Annotated in this window: 15 protein-coding genes; 10 read left to right on the top strand and 5 right to left on the bottom strand. The window is 54.5% G+C overall.

The features are described from left to right. Positions 1–547 precede the first annotated feature (547 nt). Positions 548–1,204 carry a hypothetical protein gene (locus MUB23_RS14080; RefSeq protein ID WP_244801236.1) on the top strand — a complete coding sequence of 219 codons (657 nt, stop codon included), beginning with the start codon at positions 548–550 and terminating at the stop codon, positions 1,202–1,204. A 78-nt stretch (positions 1,205–1,282) separates the two neighbouring features. Here MUB23_RS14080 and gdhA read toward each other — a convergent pair whose 3' ends face one another. Continuing rightward, a complete protein-coding gene (gdhA, locus tag MUB23_RS14075) occupies positions 1,283–2,632 on the bottom strand; it encodes an NADP-specific glutamate dehydrogenase (protein ID WP_244801235.1) in 1,350 nt (449 codons plus the stop codon). 219 nt (positions 2,633–2,851) lie between these two features. Here gdhA and MUB23_RS14070 point away from each other — a divergent pair, with 219 nt between their 5' ends. Further along, positions 2,852–3,742, top strand: coding sequence for a DUF3881 family protein (locus MUB23_RS14070; protein WP_244801234.1), 891 nt, complete (start codon positions 2,852–2,854; stop codon positions 3,740–3,742). Between the two features lie 118 nt (positions 3,743–3,860). On the opposite strand, the gene MUB23_RS14065 is transcribed toward MUB23_RS14070, so the two are convergent. From MUB23_RS14065 to MUB23_RS14055, 3 genes are all read right to left on the bottom strand, one after another. Further along, on the bottom strand, positions 3,861–5,591 hold the full coding sequence (locus MUB23_RS14065) for an ASKHA domain-containing protein (protein ID WP_244801233.1): 1,731 nt from the start codon (positions 5,589–5,591) through the stop codon (positions 3,861–3,863). Positions 5,592–5,613: 22 nt separating this feature from the next. Further along, positions 5,614–6,282 carry a DUF1638 domain-containing protein gene (locus MUB23_RS14060; protein WP_244801232.1) on the bottom strand — a complete coding sequence of 223 codons (669 nt, stop codon included), beginning with the start codon at positions 6,280–6,282 and terminating at the stop codon, positions 5,614–5,616. A 143-nt stretch (positions 6,283–6,425) separates the two neighbouring features. Next, positions 6,426–7,103, bottom strand: coding sequence for a Crp/Fnr family transcriptional regulator (locus MUB23_RS14055; RefSeq protein WP_244801231.1), 678 nt, complete (start codon positions 7,101–7,103; stop codon positions 6,426–6,428). A 131-nt stretch (positions 7,104–7,234) separates the two neighbouring features. Between MUB23_RS14055 and MUB23_RS14050 the strand changes: the two genes are divergently transcribed. The 3 genes from MUB23_RS14050 (at position 7,235) to hcp (ending at position 10,036) form a co-directional block, all read left to right on the top strand. Beyond that, complete coding sequence (locus MUB23_RS14050; protein ID WP_244801230.1) at positions 7,235–7,945, top strand: 4Fe-4S binding protein; 711 nt, start codon at positions 7,235–7,237, stop codon at positions 7,943–7,945. A 133-nt stretch (positions 7,946–8,078) separates the two neighbouring features. After that, a complete protein-coding gene (locus MUB23_RS14045) occupies positions 8,079–8,426 on the top strand; it encodes a cupin domain-containing protein (protein ID WP_244801229.1) in 348 nt (115 codons plus the stop codon). A gap of 17 nt (positions 8,427–8,443) precedes the next feature. Next, positions 8,444–10,036, top strand: coding sequence for a hydroxylamine reductase (hcp, locus tag MUB23_RS14040; RefSeq protein WP_244801228.1), 1,593 nt, complete (start codon positions 8,444–8,446; stop codon positions 10,034–10,036). A gap of 24 nt (positions 10,037–10,060) precedes the next feature. Here the strand turns inward: hcp and MUB23_RS14035 are convergent, their stop codons facing one another. Further along, entirely contained in the window at positions 10,061–12,907 is a 2,847-nt protein-coding gene (locus tag MUB23_RS14035; RefSeq protein ID WP_244801227.1) for an AAA family ATPase, read from the bottom strand. Positions 12,908–13,103: 196 nt separating this feature from the next. Here MUB23_RS14035 and MUB23_RS14030 point away from each other — a divergent pair, with 196 nt between their 5' ends. The 5 genes from MUB23_RS14030 (at position 13,104) to MUB23_RS14010 (ending at position 18,473) form a co-directional block, all read left to right on the top strand. After that, a complete protein-coding gene (locus MUB23_RS14030) occupies positions 13,104–14,375 on the top strand; it encodes an aromatic amino acid lyase (RefSeq protein WP_244801226.1) in 1,272 nt (423 codons plus the stop codon). Positions 14,376–14,408: 33 nt separating this feature from the next. Continuing rightward, positions 14,409–15,503: an aromatic amino acid ammonia-lyase gene (locus MUB23_RS14025; RefSeq protein ID WP_244801225.1), complete on the top strand. Its 1,095-nt coding sequence runs from the start codon at positions 14,409–14,411 to the stop codon at positions 15,501–15,503. Between the two features lie 62 nt (positions 15,504–15,565). After that, on the top strand, positions 15,566–15,946 hold the full coding sequence (locus tag MUB23_RS14020; protein ID WP_244801224.1) for an aromatic amino acid lyase: 381 nt from the start codon (positions 15,566–15,568) through the stop codon (positions 15,944–15,946). 1 nt (position 15,947) lies between these two features. Beyond that, positions 15,948–16,661: an aromatic amino acid lyase gene (locus tag MUB23_RS14015; protein WP_244801223.1), complete on the top strand. Its 714-nt coding sequence runs from the start codon at positions 15,948–15,950 to the stop codon at positions 16,659–16,661. Positions 16,662–16,733: 72 nt separating this feature from the next. After that, positions 16,734–18,473 carry a sodium:solute symporter family protein gene (locus MUB23_RS14010; RefSeq protein WP_244801222.1) on the top strand — a complete coding sequence of 580 codons (1,740 nt, stop codon included), beginning with the start codon at positions 16,734–16,736 and terminating at the stop codon, positions 18,471–18,473. The last annotated feature ends 36 nt before the right edge of the window (positions 18,474–18,509 follow it).

Below are 18,509 nucleotides of genomic sequence, written 5' to 3'. Positions count from 1 at the left end.
ATAATAATTAATATATGTAATAAAATAATGAGTATTATAGAAAAAATAAGAATGGACAAGCATTAAAAAGAAATTGACAGAATTAAAAAAATGTGTTATTATAATGCTAGCCAATACAAATATAGTTGTATTGGCAATTTTAACTTAGCAAAGAGGTGATTCCAATGGTTTTTATTACCTATCATTAGAAAGGTAACTAAGATTAACAAAGATAAAGAAGACGGACAGTAAACCTAATATAAAAAAGCCAGTAGTTGGCAGAGAACGTTTCCATGGGAAAAACCCCTGCAAAGTAGCTAAGCTGACACCTTGGTTATATGCAGTCAGGACAAAGGCAGTTAGGGCACAACCTCTTGCCTAACCCATACGAGACATGAAACTGAAAACAAGAGATGCCTGGTCGGAACAAGGCGGACCGTTTACAATAGAAGTCACATCTTTTGGTTATAATTCCAGCCATACGAATACTTTTGGAAAGATGTTTGTATGGGGGGCTAATGTCGTATCTATAGTCGCATTTGTAGTAGATGAATAAGGAGGGGGCTTTATGGAGCATCGGAAAACGTGGAGATGGTTGGGGATTTTTATGTTACTAGTTTGCTTTTCCTTTGTAGTATCCTGCCAGACGGAGGAGAATACTTCCACATCACCGGAGACAACAGGCGAGACTACTGCACAGGCGGGGACGGAAGCGGTTGGAGCGGCATCGCAGGCGGCGGAAACTGTTTTAAGAGCCATATTGGAGTGCCCCAACGAGGAAATTGCGCCTATCACAATGCACTATATTCCCTTGGATGAATCGGCGTCAAAAAGTTCGGAGGATTTATCTGCGGAGCAGGAAGAGGAAGCAGAGCGCTGGAAAAAAGTAGTGGGATCGTTCTTTGCAGAGAGTGATTTTGACTATTTCATGAAAAATTGCACAGGACGTAATTATTTTCATACACTGGCATTTAGTTATTCTCTCACCATCTCTGTTGAAGATATGGAAGCGGAGGAGCCGAAATCCGGAGTACAGTATTATAATGTTTCCTTGCTATTAACAAATGCAGAAGGGGAACAGAAAAATTGTGTGACTCGATGGAGAATAAAATATAATGCCGATGATTTGGAGCGGATTAAGGATGTGGAAATGATGGAGGAAGGCGGTGCCATGGAAGCTGCCGACGCTCTGTTTAAGCGCCCGGAGACGAGTACAACGACATAGACAGAAAAAGTAGTTGGGACAGGATACAAAAAGGTGCTGCAAAATCAAAGTTTTGCAGCACCTCATTTTTGCTGTCAGTTACACGATCCCCTGCTCTTCCATCGCAACGATAATTCTCTCAGCGGCAGCCAGGTTAGCGCCTGCGATCAGATCGCCGGCCATGCCGTATTTCTCGGCGGCTTCGGAAATGCTCGTGAAGATGTTGTTCATGATCACATGGAGCTTCGCATCCACTTCCTCAGCGGTCCAGGCAAGCTTCTGAGCGTTCTGGCTCATCTCCAATGCGGATACGGCTACGCCGCCGGCATTGACAGCTTTCGAAGGAGCGATGACCCATTTCTGCTCTTTCAGATAATCGATGGCTTCCAGCGTGGTCGGCATATTGGCAACCTCGATCAGAGTCGTGCTGTGGCCTTCTTCCACCATGCGCTTCGCATCTTCCAGGCGAATATCGTTCTGGGTGGCGCAAGGCATATAGACATCGGCTTTCACGCGGCCCCAAGGTTTCTCGCCGGCATGGAATTCTACGCCGTACTTGTCGGCATAATCCTGCACGCGGTCGCGGCGGGAATTTCTCATCTCAACCATGTAGTCCAGCTTGTCGCCGGTGATTCCGTCGGGATCATAGATATAGCCGTCCGGTCCGGAGATCGCGACAACCTTGCCGCCCAGCTCTGCTACCTTACAGGCAACGCCCCAAGATACGTTGCCGAAGCCAGACAGGGAGAACGTGGTGCCCTTCACATCTCTGCCGAGAGATCTCAGCAGCTGTTCTGCGAAGTATACAGCGCCAAAACCGGTGGCCTGGTTTCTGCCCTGGCTGCCGCCGGAATTGATCGGTTTGCCGGAAAGGGCTCCGTTGTCAAATTCACCGACGATTCTCTTATAGTAACCGAACATGTAGCCGATCTCCTTGGTGCCGCAGCCCAGATCGCCAGCCGGGCAGTCCAGATTTGCGCCGATGCTCTTATAAAGGCCGAGGACGAAGGACTGGCAGAAACGCATCAGCTCAGCTTCGGATTTGCCTCTCGGATCAAAATCGCTGCCGCCCTTGCCTCCGCCGATCGGAAGTCCGGTCAGGGAATTCTTAAACATTTGCTCAAAGCCCAGGAATTTCAGGACGCTCAGGTTTACCGTAGGATGGAACCGGATACCGCCCTTGTACGGCCCAATGGCGCTGTTGAACTGCACCCGGAAACCGCGGTTGATATGGGCCTGACCCTTATCATCTACCCAGGGAACACGGAAGGTGGAAATTTTCTCCGGCTCACAGAGGCGCTCCAACAGGGCAATCTCGCGATAATGGTCTTCTTTTGCTTCAATCATGGGCCGAAGGGATTCTAATACTTCCTTGACGACCTGCAGAAACTCCGGTTCATTGGCATCTTTCTCGGAAATTTGTGCCAACACTTCATCTACGTACGACATACTCTCTCTCCTCCTGGATAAAAATGACTGGGGTTTGTTGCCAACCCGATTACGCTCTTACTATAACGCGATTTTGCCAAAAAGTCACGATATGATTCAAATTAAATATATCAAAATAGCTTTAATATAAAAGAAAATAGAACTGCTTGCAAAAGAATGATTATTATACTATAATGAGCTTCACAGCATGACCATACCATACATTTGATAGGAACCGATATGATGCACAAATTTTTAAGAGCAATAGGATTCAGTAAATATAAGAAATCGGACACCGTCCGGCCTCTGTTGGACTACGTCGCCCATTCCCCGACAGCGTCTTCTTTGGTACGCGACGGCAACGAGGTGTTTGGCCATCTGAGCAAAAGTTTCGGAGACCGCATTGGGCTTCGGATTTATGGGGAGTATGAGGAAGGAAAGGAATTCCGCCAGGAGTATTTTTTTCCTTATGCAGACAGTGATACGATCTCTACGACTGCGCCTTGCATCGTGGAGCGCCAGAGCGACAAGAATGCTTATGGTGGCTTGTGCGAAGACCCGTCGTTGGGGGTGTCACTCATTTTTTACCTGAGCAACGGCATGGAATATGCAAGGCGGTTGGCCGGTTCCGCGGAGAGCGCGAAGATAACCGGAATCTACCTGACCGGCTTGTCTGTCTCCGGGAAGATTCTGCTGCCGGTGAAAAAGACCGATAAACAAAGGTCCAGCAGCCGCGCGGCGGGTAAGACCAGGGGGATGCTGATCGAGGCGGCAAAAAACGGCGATGAAAAGGCAATGGAAACCCTGGCCATGGAGGACATGAATCTGGTGCAGGAGATTTCAGGCCGGATCGGCCAGGAGGATATCTACTCGATCGTGGATACCTGCTTTATGCCTTGCGGGCTGGAGTGCGACCAGTATGCCGTCATCGGAGAGATTTTAAATGTCGAGACGATCCGGAACACTATGACCGGTGAGAACCTGTACCGGATGTTGGTGGATTGCAACGATGTGAACATGTCGGTGGTGATCAATCAAACGGATTTGCTGGGAGAACCGGAGCGAGGACGCCGCTTTAAAGGAGATGTCTGGCTGCAGGGCAGAGCGGAATTTTCCTCCGAAGAAGTATAACGGGCGTGCATCGCTGTATCAGATAAGAACATAAGAAACGCTGCATCCGTCAGGAGAGGCGGCTGGCCAAAAATCTGGCCCAGTCCTCCGTTTCCTGTCCGGAAGCAGCGTTTTTTGTTTAGGATTCCGCCGCGTTCGGAAAATTGAGCTGTCTCAAATATGCAGCCTGGAACGCCGGTTCCGCCGCCAGCTCCAGAAAATGGACTTTCTGGGCCAGATCCCGGCTGCCATGCAGCTTTTCCCGGTTTAAAGCGGCCGCCTTTGCCCCTTCTCCGGCTGCGTTCCCTATGGCTGTGATCCGCCCCGACAGGCAGCCGGGGATCAGTCCGATACGGCAAGCACTTTCCGGCGACAGATACGTCCCAAACGCCCCGGCCAGAAGTATTTTTTGGATTTCTTCCTGCCGGACCGCCATCTTTTCACAGAGCATCAAAATCCCGGTGGCGATCGCCGCTTTTGCAAGCTGAAGCTCCCGGACATCTTTTTGGGAGAGAAATACGCGGCCGTCCTTTGTGAGCGGAAGCCGCTTCATTCCGTCTTGCATGACAACCGGGGCTGTTTTGGAAAACCGGCCGTTGGGGAGCAGGAGGCCCATGGAAAGGAGAACCGCCGTCAGATCAATCAGCCCGGAGCCGCAGATTCCGGAAGGGGTTCCCCCTCCGATCACGGAATACTGCAAAGTTCCGCGATTTTCCCAGACATGGTCGATGGCCCCTACCCCTCCGCGCATGCCGCATTCGATTTTTGCCCCCTCGAAAGCAGGGCCTGCGGCGGTGGAGCAGGTGAAAAGGGTCCCGCCTTTTCCCAGGACCATTTCTCCGTTGGTGCCAATATCCAGGACCAATGTCAATTCGTCAAAAGTATGGGGCGGGAGGGAGAGCAGGACGCCCACGGTGTCGGCTCCGACAAACCCGGCGATAGCAGGAAGAAAAGCCAGCCGCCCTTCCGGATGGATGTGCAGCCCGAAATCGCAGGCGCGCTCCACCTGCATGTCATCCACGGTGGCATTGTAGGGCGCGTGCAGAAGGGAGGCGGGAGAAACTCCTAGGTATAGGTGCTGCATGCAGGTATTGCCGGCCAGAGCGGCAAAGTAGATTTCCCGCGGCTGTATTCCGGCTTTCCCGCAATTTTCCGCGCAGAGTTCGTCGATGCACTCCTGGATCAGCCGGGTCAGGCGGTTTTCTTTGTCGGATAAGGAATAGTTCCCTCTGCTGATGACGTCGGCGCCATAGGATGCCTGAGGATTCTGTTTGCTGGAGACCGCCAGCTGACGGCCCGTTTTCGCATCCAGGAGATAGGAAACCACCGTGGTGGTTCCGATATCGCAGGCCAAAACGTAGAGCGGCCCGTCATTTGGACGCAGTTCCAAGAGAGTGTCTTCAAACAGAACAAAGTTGGGGTGGTAATCGGATAACTCCAGCTTGGAGAAGAGGTCTTTGGCGACGCTTAAAGGAATCCGCGTCCTTTTCCCCAGGGCATTCTGTACCCGGCGGCAGTCGGAGGAAGCCTGACCGGCGAGACAGCGTTCAACTGCGGCAGAAACACTCCGGACCGGCGGGTCCAAAGAGAGGTCTGCGGCTGCGCCGCCGGTGAGAATGCTGGCTTTTATCGCAGAATCCGGAATTTCCACGAGCAGAGGTTCCGTGACGGGAAATTGGCAGGCCCGCCATCTGCCGGGCGTTGTTCCATTTTTGACGAGAACCTCACATTTTCCGCAGGTCCCCTGGCCGCCGCAGGGAGCGTCCAGAGAAAGACCGGCTTTCCTTGCCGCGTCCAAGAGCGTTGTTCCGGCGGCTGCCTGCACGGCTGTGCCGGAAGGCAGAAAACGTACCTCCCATTGAGTGGTCATAGGCTTTTCTCCTTATTGGATATTACAAAGGTAAGGTTAAATCGGCGTTACTGATCTCCGTGTTCGGAGGCACGGTCAAAAATTCTTCTTCGGGCCAAGGGCCGTTCAGAAGTTTTTTTAGGTAAGCTAGAGTGGCAGGCAGGATTTGATGCTGCAACCCCAGCGTATCCGCGATTTTTCTGCTCTCCTCCCCGGCGTCTTCCAGTGAATAGCAGCCAGTGTCAAGCAGCGCCAGAGAGCGGTAATGGCCGAGCATGACGTCAAAGATCCGCCGTCCTCTTGCCTCCCCGTATTTTTGTATCGTATGTTGGTATTCCTTCCAAATATTCTGCTCCCCTTTCAGCCAGCCTTCCGTCAGAAAATAAGTGCCGTTGTCTTTCGTCAGCTTCAAACGTTCCTTACAGGAGCCCAGAAGCAGGGAAATACAATCATCCACACGGGGAAGAACCAACTGAAAATCACCGGTTTTCAGTCCGGCGATGGCATTTCCGCAATATCCCATCGCCATCAGCACCCGGCGTGAGCCTTGGCAACGGTCGAGGTTTTCTTGCAGAACCTGCCTCAGGCGCTGAGGCACATTGTGCAGGCCCGATTCAATCCACCGGACGGGAAAATCACAGGAACATTCGGTCAGGGCTTTCCCCAATTCATTTTCCAGCGTCCGGCATCCAAGGATAATCGTATCCGGCATGGTAAACTCCTTCCTAGTTTTGATTGTAATGATAACAGTTTCCGATTTTGTTGTCAAAAAGTATCTGCAACATTCCTGCTTCCCGCCATAAAAATCCGCTGTCCGAATTGGAGATGAATGGGGGAAAGAGGATAGCGGCCAGATCAGGCCTTCCAGTCTTCATTCACCTGTTCCAAGACAAAATGGTTTTTCTCAACCGTCAGCAATCCATCTTTTTGCATCCGGCTCAGCTCATTGGAAAGGGCGCTGCGGTCCACGCTCAAGTAGTCGGCTAACTGCTGCCGGTTAAAGGGGATGGAAAATTCAAAACTGCCTTGCCGCGCGGCCTGGAAAGAGAGATAGGACAGCAGCCTCCCGCGGATGGACTTGGATGAGGTGTGAAAGATCCGGCGGGACAGATTCAGATTTTTCTGGGAGGAGACCGCCAGCAGATTCCGGATCAGCTTGCTGTGAAACGGGCAGGCGCTGGAGCATGAGTGGAGCATCCTCCCGGTATTGAGAAATAAAATTTCCGCATCTCCGGCGGCGATCACGCTGACCATCAAAGGTTCGCTGGGGATACAGGCATAGGTTTCGGCAAAAACTTGTCCGGGTCCGATCTGGTCCAAAATGCTTTTGTTTCCCCAGACATCGTCGCTTTCAATGCGGACGCTTCCGGCCAGCACCATGCCCAGGGCCTGAACCGAATCGCCTGCGTGATAGACGGTCTCCCCTTTTCCATAGACTTTCCGCTCTGCTTTCAGACAGTCCAAAAGTGTCTCCAATTCATCCGCCTCGATTCCGCGGAATAAGACGGTTTTTGTTAAAAACGAAATGTTCATTTTTCTCCTTTTCGTTGTTATAACAACATACAGGTTAGAAAAATTCTATTATACTATCGTCAGAAAGTCAAGGGAGCAAAGGATTTAGAAAAAAACTCTCATTTAACATATCAGCCAAGGAGGAGAATCAGATGCTTAGAAAAGTGATTCAGATTAACGAGGAAAAATGCAACGGCTGCGGGCTGTGCGCCAATGCCTGCCATGAAGGGGCTATCGGCATGGCGGAAGGAAAGGCAAAGCTGCTCCGGGATGATTATTGCGACGGGTTGGGAGACTGTCTTCCGGTCTGTCCGACTGGTGCGATTACCTTTGTGGAGCGGGAGGCAGCCGCTTACGATGAAGAAGCGGTCAGGGAGAATAAAAAGAAAAAAAAGAGCGAAGAGGGGACCCCTCTTTCCGCCGGATGTCCGGGCAGCCGGTCCCGCCGGCTTTCCCGCGAGGGCAAGCCGGAGATGAGAACTGCGGAGGCTGCCTCCGGCTCCGAGCTGGGCCAATGGCCGGTGCAGATCAAATTGGCCCCGCTCAGCGCGCCTTATTTTGACGGCGCCAATCTTCTGATAGCCGCGGACTGCACCGCCTATGCCTATGGCAGTTTCCATCAAGATTTTATCCGGGGAAAAGTCACGCTGATCGGCTGCCCAAAGCTGGATGAAGGGGACTATACGGAGAAGCTGACCGAGATCATCCGCAGGAACGAGATCAAGAGCCTGACCGTGGTCCGCATGGAAGTGCCCTGCTGCGGCGGCATCGAGCATGCGGCGGTCACCGCCCTGAAAAACAGCGGGAAATTTATTCCCTGGCAGGTCAAAACGATTTCCATCGACGGCAAGATTTTGGACTGACAGGCGGCGGAGACTGTTTTGTTCAGCGGCCAGAGCTATGCCGGTAAAACGAACGGCCGATGAAAACTGAAATTTTAAATCCATGACAAGAAAATAGAAAAATTGCCCTTCGGGGAGCAAATGGAGGAAGAAGATGTCATATATCAAAAATATCGATCATGAAAAAGCATTGAGTTTAGCGGGGCAGGTGAGCGTCCAGCCAGGGCAGATCGTCAGCAGAACGCTGGCGCAAAACGGAGCGGTCAGCGTGACGCTGTTTGCCTTTGACAAAGGGGAGGAGATCAGTGCTCACGATTCCACCGGCGACGCCATGGTGTATGTGCTGGAAGGGACTGGATCATTCACGGTGGATGGTAAAGTATATGAGTGCAAAGCCGGCGAGGCATTGGTGATGCCCGCGAAAAAGCCTCATTCCGTCTACGCCCAAGAAAGTTTTAAGATGCTGCTGACAGTAGTTTTTCCGACCGAACAAAGTGAGTAAGATAGGAGGATATAGCAATGGAGCAAAAAATGTTTTGTTTTCAGTGTGAGCAGACCGCAGGCTGTACCGGATGTACGAAAAGCGCAGGAGTATGCGGCAAAACCGCCGCGACGGCCAGACTTCAAGATGAATTGACCGGCGCCCTGATCGGTTTGGCCCGTGCCTGTGAAAATAACCCAAAAACCGAGAACACGGACCGGCTGATCCTGGGCGGCTTGTTCACCACTGTCACCAACGTCAGTTTTAATGAAGAAACCCTGCGGGACTGGATCAGACGGATCAACGAGGAGAAGACGCGGGTGGTTCCCGGATGCGCAAGCTGTGAATCCCGCTGCGGCAATACGGACAACTATGACATGAACCGCCTGTGGAACAGCGATGAGGACATCCGTTCCCTGAAATCCCTTCTCCTGTTTGGGATCCGCGGAATGGCGGCATACGCCTATCATGCCATGGTGCTGGGCCGCGTAAGCGAGGAGGTCAACGGCTTTTTCTATAAAGCGCTGTACGCTTTGGCCGAAGACTGGGGCGTGGAGGAGCTGCTGCCGCTCGTCCTGGAAACCGGAAAAGTAAACCTGGCTTGTATGGAATTGCTGGATTCGGCCAACACGGAAACCTTTGGGACTCCTGCGCCGGCGGAGGTTTCTCTGACGGTGGAGAAGGGGCCGTTCATCGTTATTACCGGCCATGATCTCTATGACCTGAAACTGTTGCTGGAGCAGACGGAAGGGAAAGGCATTCAGATTTATACCCACGGCGAAATGCTGCCCGCCCATGCCTATCCGGAGCTGAAGAAATATTCGCACTTAAAGGGGAATTTCGGCACGGCGTGGCAGAATCAGCAGAAAGAATTCGCCAATCTGCCGGCTCCGATCCTCTATACCACGAATTGCCTGATGCCGGTGAAGGAAAGCTATGCCGACCGGGTATTCACCACCGAGGTGGTTTCTTATCCGGGGATGGTCCATATCGGCGAGGACAAAGACTTCACTCCTGTGATCGAAAAGGCTCTGGAGCTTGGCGGCTTTGCGGAGGATACCGTGTTCACCGGGATCAACGGCGGAAAGACGGTGACGACCGGTTTTGGCCACGGCGCGGTTTTGAGCGTTGCCGGACAGGTCGTGGAGGCGGTCAAATCCGGCGCAATCCGGCATTTCTTCCTGGTGGGCGGCTGCGATGGGGCCCGTCCGGGCAGAAATTATTATACGGAGTTCGTAAAGCAGACCCCGGCGGATACCGTCGTGCTGACGCTGGCCTGCGGGAAATACCGGTTCAACGACCTGGATCTCGGTTCCATCGGCGGTTTGCCGCGCCTGATGGATATGGGCCAATGCAACGACGCCTACAGCGCGATTAAGGTTGCGGCCGCGTTGGCGGAGGCATTTGGCTGCGGCGTAAGCGAGCTTCCGCTGTCCATGGTGTTGTCCTGGTATGAACAGAAAGCGGTCTGTATCCTGCTGACCCTGCTTCATCTGGGAATCCAGAATATCCGCCTTGGCCCGACGCTGCCGGCGTTTTTATCGCCGAACATCACGAAATACCTGGTGGATCATTATCATATTGCTCCGATTGGGACGCCGGAAGAGGATCTGAAGGCGATCCTTGGTTAATGGATGGGCCGGAGCAATTATGAATTATTCCGGAGACAGACGGTTTTGCCCGGCCAGCTGCTCCTTCACCTGATCCAAGAGCCGGGCGGACTGGGGATTACCGATCCGCCGGTTCACATCCCAGGCCCGGAGCCAGCAGTTCCGGGCTTCTTCCAGGTTTCCGGCGTGCAGGGCCAGCAGCGCGCAGTAGCACTCTAGCCGCTCCAGCCCGGACTGAATATGGGAGGCTTGAAAATAAGAACGGGCCTTATTCAGACAACTTTCGGCATCCGGCCAGTCTCCCAGCTGGATGGAGGCATAGGCCCAGTTGGAGTAGAAGATGCCCATGGCTCCCACCATATACTGCTGCCCGGTGGCCTCCACCGCTTTCCGGTAGTAAAGTCTTGCCTCCTCCGGCTTACCCTTAGCCATCTGGCAGTCCCCCAGATAGCCGTAGCAGGCGGTCAGGCTGACCACGTAGGAGGAGTCCTCCCGGCACACCTTGGCAAGCCGCCGGATGGCTTCCAGGAGGATGACTTCCGCCTGGGAGAACTGTTTTTGCTGAATTTGGCAGAGCGCTGACAGGCGCAGCACAATGCAGGCATCCCCTTCCGAAAAGGCCCCGTCGTCGATCCGCTCCCGGCAGTACCTAAGATAAGTTTCCATGAAATCCGAATCAGCCGTCTGAATTCCCCAGAAGATCATTTGGAGGGCCAGGCGGAATTGGTAGCGGGTGTCTTGATGCTGTTCGGCCAGAGCCAGGCCTCTTTCAATGTTTTCCTTCCCGCGGACATAGTCTCCCGCGGAAATGGCATAGCGCCCGACGATATAGAACAGCCGGATACGGAGGGCCGCCGCCTGTTCTCCTGAGAACTTGCCGGAGCCGATTTGCCGTTCCAATTCTTCCAGTTCACCTACATCCACGTTTTCCCGGACCTGCATGGTCCGGGTATTTTCATTGGGCAGGAGCACGGGATAAATCTCATGAAAGCAGGTAAAATGCCGCTCCAGATACTCCAGCCTGCAGTAGCAGGCAAGATACTCCTCGCCCCCTTTTTTCAGATGGCGGGCAGCGGCCAGACAGATGTCCACTTCCTGCGTGTGTTGGTATCGGTTCCAGCAGTATTCCCCTAGCCTCCGGTGGCCGGCCTTCCGCCGTCCCTCCGATTGGTTATCGTAGACATAATCCCGCACCAACTGGTGGCAGAATGTATAGCGGCACAAGGAATCCACGGTGAGCTCCTGGATCAGCCGTTTTTGCTGCAAAGATTCCAGGGCGTCAAAGACCGCCCATCCGTCGCTGCCAAAGAGCTTCTGAATGGGCTCCATCTCTGCCGGTTCGTCAAAATAGGAAAGAATCGCCAACAGGCGCTCCTCTTCGGATGACAGATGGATCAGACGGCTGCGGATGATGGGAGCCGTGCGGAGGGAAAGGCTGGACGGGTCTCCCTGTTCCGCCAGTACCTGGAGGAGTTCCCGGAGAAACAGGGCATTTCCGCCGGTGCTTCGGTAAATCTTTTCGAGCGCATCCTCTCTGCCCCGAAGTTCCGGCAACAGGAAACCCGCCACTTCGCGGGTCTCATCGAGGCTGAAAGGCATCAGCTTCACTTCGGTCAAGACGCCGTTAGCCAGGCAGGAGGAGAGAAAACGATCCGGGAGCGCGCTGTCGTTCCGGACGGCGCCAATCACCAGCACGTTCTGCCGGCAGTCGGTCAGAATCTCTGAGAGCAGCCGCAGGCTGAAGGAATCCATCCATTGCAAGTCGTCCAGGAGCAGCAGCACCGGCTCGCCGCAGTAACCTTCCTGAAAAAAGTTTTTGATGGCTTCCATGATCATCTCCGGCCGTTCCTGGAAAAAATCCAGGGAAAACAGCAGTTGGAAATAGGGCTGAGTGTGAAACTGATCCCAGCGGCCTTTCTGTTTCAGCTTTTTTTGCAACTGGCGGAACATCTCATACCAGGGCTTGAAGTAAAGCTCCGCCTGGGTTTGAGTGCAGCTGGTTTCCAGCACTGCTGCGCCGGAAGAACGCCGCCGGATCTGACGGAGCAGAGCGGTTTTGCCCACTCCGGCTTCCCCGCTGATCAGGACGGAACAGTGGGGTTCTCCGAGCAAAAAGCGGTGAAGCTCCGTCTGGATTTTTTGAAGCTGATAGCTGCGGCAGAGAAAGGGTTCCTGTTCTTTTTGGATCTTGCGCTGTTTTTGTTTTTGCGCTTCCAGGCGTTGAAAGGCGGAGGTGAGCTCCGGGCCGGGCGTGTCTTCCATGCTTTTTTCCAGCCTTTCGGCGTAGTGCCAGTACAAAACTTCCGCCAGGGAATATCTCCCGGACTCCCGATAGAAATTCAGAATTTCCTCAATTAATTCCTCATCGAATTCATTTCTCTGAAACAGGTACTCCACCAGAACCGGGATGTCTTCCGGCCGGTCCTGCTCCATACACTGGTGAAGTTTCTTCTTGACCGCCCGCAGGTACATGGCCCGGTATTGATCCCGCAATGTCTCGGACCAATTTTCAAATTCGAGGCAATTTCGGATATAGAAGCAGCCTAGAAAATCTCCGGTGTAGGAGGTTAAAATCGTTTCCTCTGTCAGCTGATCGATGTCGATGCGGATATCGGCCTCCGGATTCAGGCATATGGTGTGATTCCCATCCAAAAGGAAAGCCTCGTTTCCCACGGCCCGCCGCAGCTTGTACAGGGCATCCCGCAGGTTCCGGCGGGCGGAGGATACATCGCATTCCGCCCAAAAGAGCGCAGCTGCCTCGTCCCTGGACACCCGTTTTTGAACGCAGAGATAATACCATAAGCCTTCTGCCCGTTTATAGGGAATGGACACCGGAACCTGATCGATCGTGGTCATCGGCGTCTGAAGCAGTTTTATTTCGTATTTCTTCATGTCTATCCCTCATTTCCCATGAATCAAAACAAACTTTTATTTCACTACCGAACTCCGATTTGCTCCGCAGCTATTTTTATTATACACAGATTCCAAAAAAAAGAAATAGATTCTGCTTTCACTTTTGGTTGTCGACGCTATTTCGACGTCTTATCTCTAAAATAGGATTTATCAATTAGGAAAGGAGGGATCCTATTTGTATTATAAAATACAGGAAATGACGACGGTTCGTTTCCCGATGGATTCCGCTTTAGATTTTGCCGCTGCCTGCGGCGTAACCAAATTATCGGAACAGATCAACCAAGCGGGGACACGGGATGCGTTTCAGAATGGACGTCTGCCCTCCGAGGCGGCGGCCATGATTTTTTGTGCGCTGCACCGGGAGGCAGACCGGAATCAGATGGGTTCCCTGGCAGAAGAGATCCTTCGGATACTGGAACAAGGGGCCCCGGAGGAAATAGAGTTTTCCTTTGAGGAAGAGGATGCCATCCGCCGTCAGGCGGCAAGCCAGTTGGAACGGCGCAGAGGCGCGGCTCTGACAGAAGCAGAGCAGCAGCTTCTCCGGGAGGGGACGTATCTGCCCATCGGGCTGGCTGCCTACGCTTGCCTCCGCGCCGGGCGGAGCATCCGCATGGCGGATGTGGCGACTGCCATGAATCTGGAGGCAATCCGCGGGGAGCTGGGTGCTTTTGACGCCCGTCTTCACGAGCTGGCGCGCCCTTTCCCCGGCCAAATCCAGTGTGCCGCTAATGTCCGGTGTCTGACCGAGGGGTCAAAGCTGGTGACGGAGGAGGGCCGCCGGGCCTATGGGTATGATAAGAAGCCCCGTGTGCAGGACGCCATCTGCGTCCGCGCCACCCCTCAGACCCACGGCGGTGTCCGGGACGTGTTTCATTGGGCTTGCCGCCAGGTGCAGACGGATCTATTGCAGCAGGCGGAGCACCCCTACCGCACGGAATACGCCTGCAACGCGCTGGGAACGGCCCTGGCCGATCTGGCCCACATCAGTGAGCGCCGGTCTTTCCGGCTGGATGAAACCAAGCTGTCTTACGGGCTGCCCATGAATCTGGTGCCTGACGAGCTGGGGATCAATTACGGCTTTCCCATCATCCAATCCACCCAGGCGGCGGAGGTGGCGGAACTAAAACTCCTGACCCTGCCGGATGCCGCGGTGAAGTGCTGCCGGGAAAGCCAGCCTTATTCCGCAGCCAGCCGTATCCTGCGGATTCTGATGCTTTTGGACCGGGTGTTGGCTGTGGAAATTCTCATGAGTGCCCAGGGGATGGATATTGTGCAGGCAAAGATTCCGGATTTTCCGGCCGGACGGGGGACCAGCGCGGTCCGCGCCCGCCTGCGCCAGGATGTAACGCTGATGGATGAGAACCGCTTTGCCGCCCCGGACATGCAGGAGGCGGAACGCCTGGTGGCCGACGGGTTTCTGGCTGCCGCCGCCGGGACATTGCAGTGAGCTCTTCCGGCGGAAGAAAGGGAGGAGTTGGATATGAGCGATTATACGATTGATGGCTATGATTTAACGTTAGATAAGATTGCCCAGGTTCTGGCGGACCCCTCTCCGCAGGTCCGGATGACCCCGGAGGCGGAAGAGAGATGCCGCCGTTCCCGCCGCCAGATCGACCGCTGGCTGGAAAAGGGCGCACCGGCTATCTATGGGATCAATACCGGCCTGGGGGCCCTAAAGGACGTGGCGGTGCCGGCGGAAAAACATGAGGAGTGGAATCAGACCTTGCCTTACCCTCACTCCGCAGGCTTTGGCAGATACCTGCCTCCGGAGATTACCCGGCTGGCTCTGCTGCTGCGGGCCAATATCCTCTGCCGGGGCTACTCGGCCGCCCGCCCGGAGCTGATTTCCCGGATTCTGGACGTGTTTGACGCGGGGATCGCGCCGGCGGTGTTTTCCGAAGGTTCCACCGGTCTCAGCGACCTGGCGCCCATGGCTCAGTGTGTGATGACGGTGGCGGGGCTGCCGGAGGCAAAGGCTTTTTACGGCGGCAGTCTGGTCTCGTCCCGCGAAGCTTGCCGGATGGCAGGGCTGCCGGAAACTTTCCCGCTGCAGTGCAAGGAGGTTCTGATGCAGATGAACGGCTCTACCATGAGCCAGGCAATCGCCTTAACCGCCTACACCCACTGTATCCGGATTCTGCGGCAGATGGAGGAACCTTCGAAAGAACACCGGCGGAAAGCAGAGCAGCACCGGGCCTGTCTGGAGGCATTGGAGTTTATCGGAGCTGTCTTGGAGCAGGAAAATAACATTACCTGTGATAATCCTCTGCTGTTTGAGACCGGCGATGAAGAGTATGAGGCGGTGATGGGCTGCAACTGCAGCAATACCCAGGTGGGCTACGCCATGGATCTGCTGAGCATCCTGATGGCGGAGATGGCGGCGGAGGCTCTGCCCGATGCGCCTTCGCCCCGGCAGGCTTTTTTGTACAGCCGGCTGAAATTCCTGTCCATGCAGGTCAGCGCCGACTCCATCCCCACCAAGGGAGGGCAGGAGGACCATGTGGAATTCAGCTATACCGCTGCTTTGAAGGCGGCCAGCGGGGCTGCTTTGCTGGAGGACCTGCTGGGTGCCTGAGGTGAAAATGATCGCTGCGTTCAGGACAGTAAGACGGCGGATAGAAAAAAGGAAACAATTTTATGAGTATTTATAGAATAAACGGATATGATTTAACCCTGGAAAAGGTGGCGGAGATATTAGCAGATCCCTCGCCCAAAATCTTCATCACACCGGAGGCGGAGGAGCAGTGCCGCCGTTCTCGCCGCCAGATTGACCGGTGGATGGAAAAAGGCGCTCCGGCTATCTACGGAGTCAACACAGGGTTAGGAGCCCTAAAGGACGTGGCGGTTCCCGCGGAAAAACATGAGGAGTGGAATCGGACGCTTTCCTACCCTCACTCCGCCGGTTTCGGAGACTGGCTTCCGCCCCAAATTACCCGGCTGGCCCTGCTGCTGCGGGCCAATGTTCTCTGCCCAGGGGTACTCCGCAGGGCGCCCGGAGCTGATCCGGAGGCTGCTTGAGTTGTTCGAGGCGGGAATTGCGCCCGCCGTGATCCCGGAAGGGTGCACTGGTTTGGGGGATCTGGCCCCGATGGCCCAGTGTGTGATGGTGGTGGCCGGGCTCCCGGAGGCAAAAGCCTTTTTTCGGGGGAAATTGATGCCTGCCCGCGAAGCATGCCGAAAGGCCGGGCTCCCGGAAGAGTTTACCCTTCAATGCAAGGAGGCGCTGATGCAGATCAGCGGCGGCACAATGGGCCAGGCCATCGCCGTGACCGCCCACGCCCGCTGCCTGCAAATTCTTGGTAGCCTCCGGGACAGGATTCCTAAGGGAAAGAGGGAAAACGCGAAATACCAGGCTTGGCAGGAGACGCTGGCATTCATCGGAGCTGTTTTGGAGCAGGAAAACAATGTGGACAGCGACAACCCGCTGCTGTTTGAGACGGAAAATGACAGTTTCGAGGCAGTGATGGGATGCAATTCCAGCAATACCCAGGTGGGCTACGCCATGGATCTGCTGAATATTCTGGTGGCGGAGATGGCGGCGGAGGCTGAGCCTTGTACGCCCGCCAGGCGGCAGACGTACTTACACACGCAACTGAAATTTCTGACCATGCAGGTCAGCGCCGACTCCATTCCCACCAAGGGAGGGCAGGAAGATCATGTGGAATTCAGCTACACTGCCGCTTTGAAGGCTTTAAAAGGCACGGAGCTGCTGGAGAAACTGCTGAGTGCCTGACGGAGCCGGCCACCGGAGAAAGTAAGGGATCCTGGAGCCGGACGCTTCAGGAATGAAAGGGAGGGATGACGAATGTTAAATGCTTTGGATAATGTGGTTATTTTAGTGTGCATCGTGGGGATCGCTTTTGTAGCCCTTCACTTTGCGAAAAGCTCCCAGGACATGGAAACCTATTATCGCGCCAACCGGGCTCTTCCCTGGTCGCTGATGGTGGGAACCCTGATGGCTTCCTGGTATGGAGGAAATGGGGTGGTGGGCACTGTGGCCTACTCTACCACCATGGGGTTGGCTGGATATTTTATCTGGTCCATCGGCGCTCATGCGGTCCGTTTTCCGCTGGCCCTGTGGGTAGCCCCGCGGGTCAGCGTGCGGGCCAGAGGGACGATGCCGGAGATTCTCCGGCGGCATTACGGAAAGTTCGCCGCCATCGCAGGGGCCATTGTCATTGTTGTTTCCTGTCTGTCGATCGCTGAGGTCGGGGCGGCCGGATATGTGGGGGAGGCAGCCTGGAACGGCAACCGTTTTCTCATTGCCACCATCATCGTGCTGATTTCCGTTGCCATCACCTGCCTGGGGGGCCTGATGGGGGTGGCTGTGACCGACATGATCTTCTTTGCGCTGATGGTGGGTTCCGTCAGCCTGGTCTTCCCAAAGCTGTTTTTCTCGATGGGGGGCATGGCCGGTTTGGCGGACAGTATGCAGGCTCAGGCGCCGGAGCTGTTTACCCCGTTCGGCGGCATCCCCGCCGCACAGGCCGTGCTGCTGATTCTGGTCTGTATCAATATGTACAAGGATCCGGCTTTTTACCAGAGATTCTCGGCGGCCAACAAGCCCAGCACCGGCAAGCGGGCCATGCTGACCTGTTTTTCGATCTGGCTGTCCTTTGACATGGTCTGCATCATCACCGGCATGGTGATCCGGTCCCAGGATTTTGCCCTGGCCACGCAGCCGGAGATTTCCTACGTCCGCCTGGTGCTGAGTCAGCTTCCGGGAGGCGCCAGAGCCTTGTTTATTGTGGGAATTATGGGAGCAATCATCTCTACCATGGATACCTACTACCTGGTGGGCGGTGAGATTATCTCCAACGATATCATTTTCATGCTGCGGGGGGATAAGGCGCTTCCTGCCAAAACGAGTATCCTGATCAGCCGGGTTGCCTGCCTGGCCTTCGGCGCCATTGGCCTGCTGACCGCATTCCAGTTCGCTTTCATCTATGATGCGGTGATCCTGGTGACGAGCCTGAGCATGGGAGTTCTCTTTGTCCCGGTTTTGGCCGGGATTATGTACAGGGGGAAAAAGACCAATGTGGCCGGCATCGCATCCATTGTGGCGGGAGCCGGAACCTGGCTGTGGTTTAACTTCAACCCGGTGACGCTCGAATCCGCCGGCACCATTGACGCAGTGATCATTGCTTTGCCTGTTTCCTTCCTCGCTTTTGTCGCCGGCAATTTCTTTGGCAAGGATCTGACGGCGGAGCGGGAGGGTATCTTTGAGAAAGCTCTTCAGGCGGGGCGCAGTCTGGAGGACAGCGGCCTGAATGAGTTTGACCGAAAGATGATCCGGGAAGCGCAGGCGGAGGTGCAGTCGGATCCGAAGGATCTGAAAGTGGCTTGGCTGGGAATCGATGGGGCGTTGGTGTTACTTTACATTGTCCTGGCCTGTATCTATGGCTATGGCCTGCTGCATCAGGTGGATTTTGTCGTGGGGATTCTCGCCCCCGGCATTGCCTTTGCAATCACCGCATTCAGCTTCTTCAAGTATTGTTCGGAGATTTTAGCCTTCTCGAAAGGGAAGAAAAATGGAAAGAAATAAAGAAGAAAGACAGAAAATCCCCCGGAGCGGACAACT

Origin of the sequence: Cuneatibacter sp. NSJ-177 (genome assembly GCF_022867805.1) — a bacterium.
In the GTDB taxonomy this organism is placed as follows: domain Bacteria; phylum Bacillota; class Clostridia; order Lachnospirales; family Lachnospiraceae; genus Pseudolachnospira.
The sequence above is the reverse complement of the archived record's forward strand: the minus strand, read 5'-3'. Positions and strand labels throughout refer to the sequence as shown.

What these genes read in the sequence shown, in the direction of transcription:
- MUB23_RS14080 (WP_244801236.1), top strand. Translation starts at nt 548, where the DNA reads ATGGAGCATCGGAAAACGTGGAGATGGTTGGGGATTTTTATGTTACTA.
- gdhA (WP_244801235.1), bottom strand. Translation starts at nt 2,632, where the DNA reads ATGTCGTACGTAGATGAAGTGTTGGCACAAATTTCCGAGAAAGATGCC.
- MUB23_RS14070 (WP_244801234.1), top strand. Translation starts at nt 2,852, where the DNA reads ATGATGCACAAATTTTTAAGAGCAATAGGATTCAGTAAATATAAGAAA.
- MUB23_RS14065 (WP_244801233.1), bottom strand. Translation starts at nt 5,591, where the DNA reads ATGACCACTCAATGGGAGGTACGTTTTCTGCCTTCCGGCACAGCCGTG.
- MUB23_RS14060 (WP_244801232.1), bottom strand. Translation starts at nt 6,282, where the DNA reads ATGCCGGATACGATTATCCTTGGATGCCGGACGCTGGAAAATGAATTG.
- MUB23_RS14055 (WP_244801231.1), bottom strand. Translation starts at nt 7,103, where the DNA reads ATGAACATTTCGTTTTTAACAAAAACCGTCTTATTCCGCGGAATCGAG.
- MUB23_RS14050 (WP_244801230.1), top strand. Translation starts at nt 7,235, where the DNA reads ATGCTTAGAAAAGTGATTCAGATTAACGAGGAAAAATGCAACGGCTGC.
- MUB23_RS14045 (WP_244801229.1), top strand. Translation starts at nt 8,079, where the DNA reads ATGTCATATATCAAAAATATCGATCATGAAAAAGCATTGAGTTTAGCG.
- hcp (WP_244801228.1), top strand. Translation starts at nt 8,444, where the DNA reads ATGGAGCAAAAAATGTTTTGTTTTCAGTGTGAGCAGACCGCAGGCTGT.
- MUB23_RS14035 (WP_244801227.1), bottom strand. Translation starts at nt 12,907, where the DNA reads ATGAAGAAATACGAAATAAAACTGCTTCAGACGCCGATGACCACGATC.
- MUB23_RS14025 (WP_244801225.1), top strand. Translation starts at nt 14,409, where the DNA reads ATGAGCGATTATACGATTGATGGCTATGATTTAACGTTAGATAAGATT.
- MUB23_RS14020 (WP_244801224.1), top strand. Translation starts at nt 15,566, where the DNA reads ATGAGTATTTATAGAATAAACGGATATGATTTAACCCTGGAAAAGGTG.
- MUB23_RS14010 (WP_244801222.1), top strand. Translation starts at nt 16,734, where the DNA reads ATGTTAAATGCTTTGGATAATGTGGTTATTTTAGTGTGCATCGTGGGG.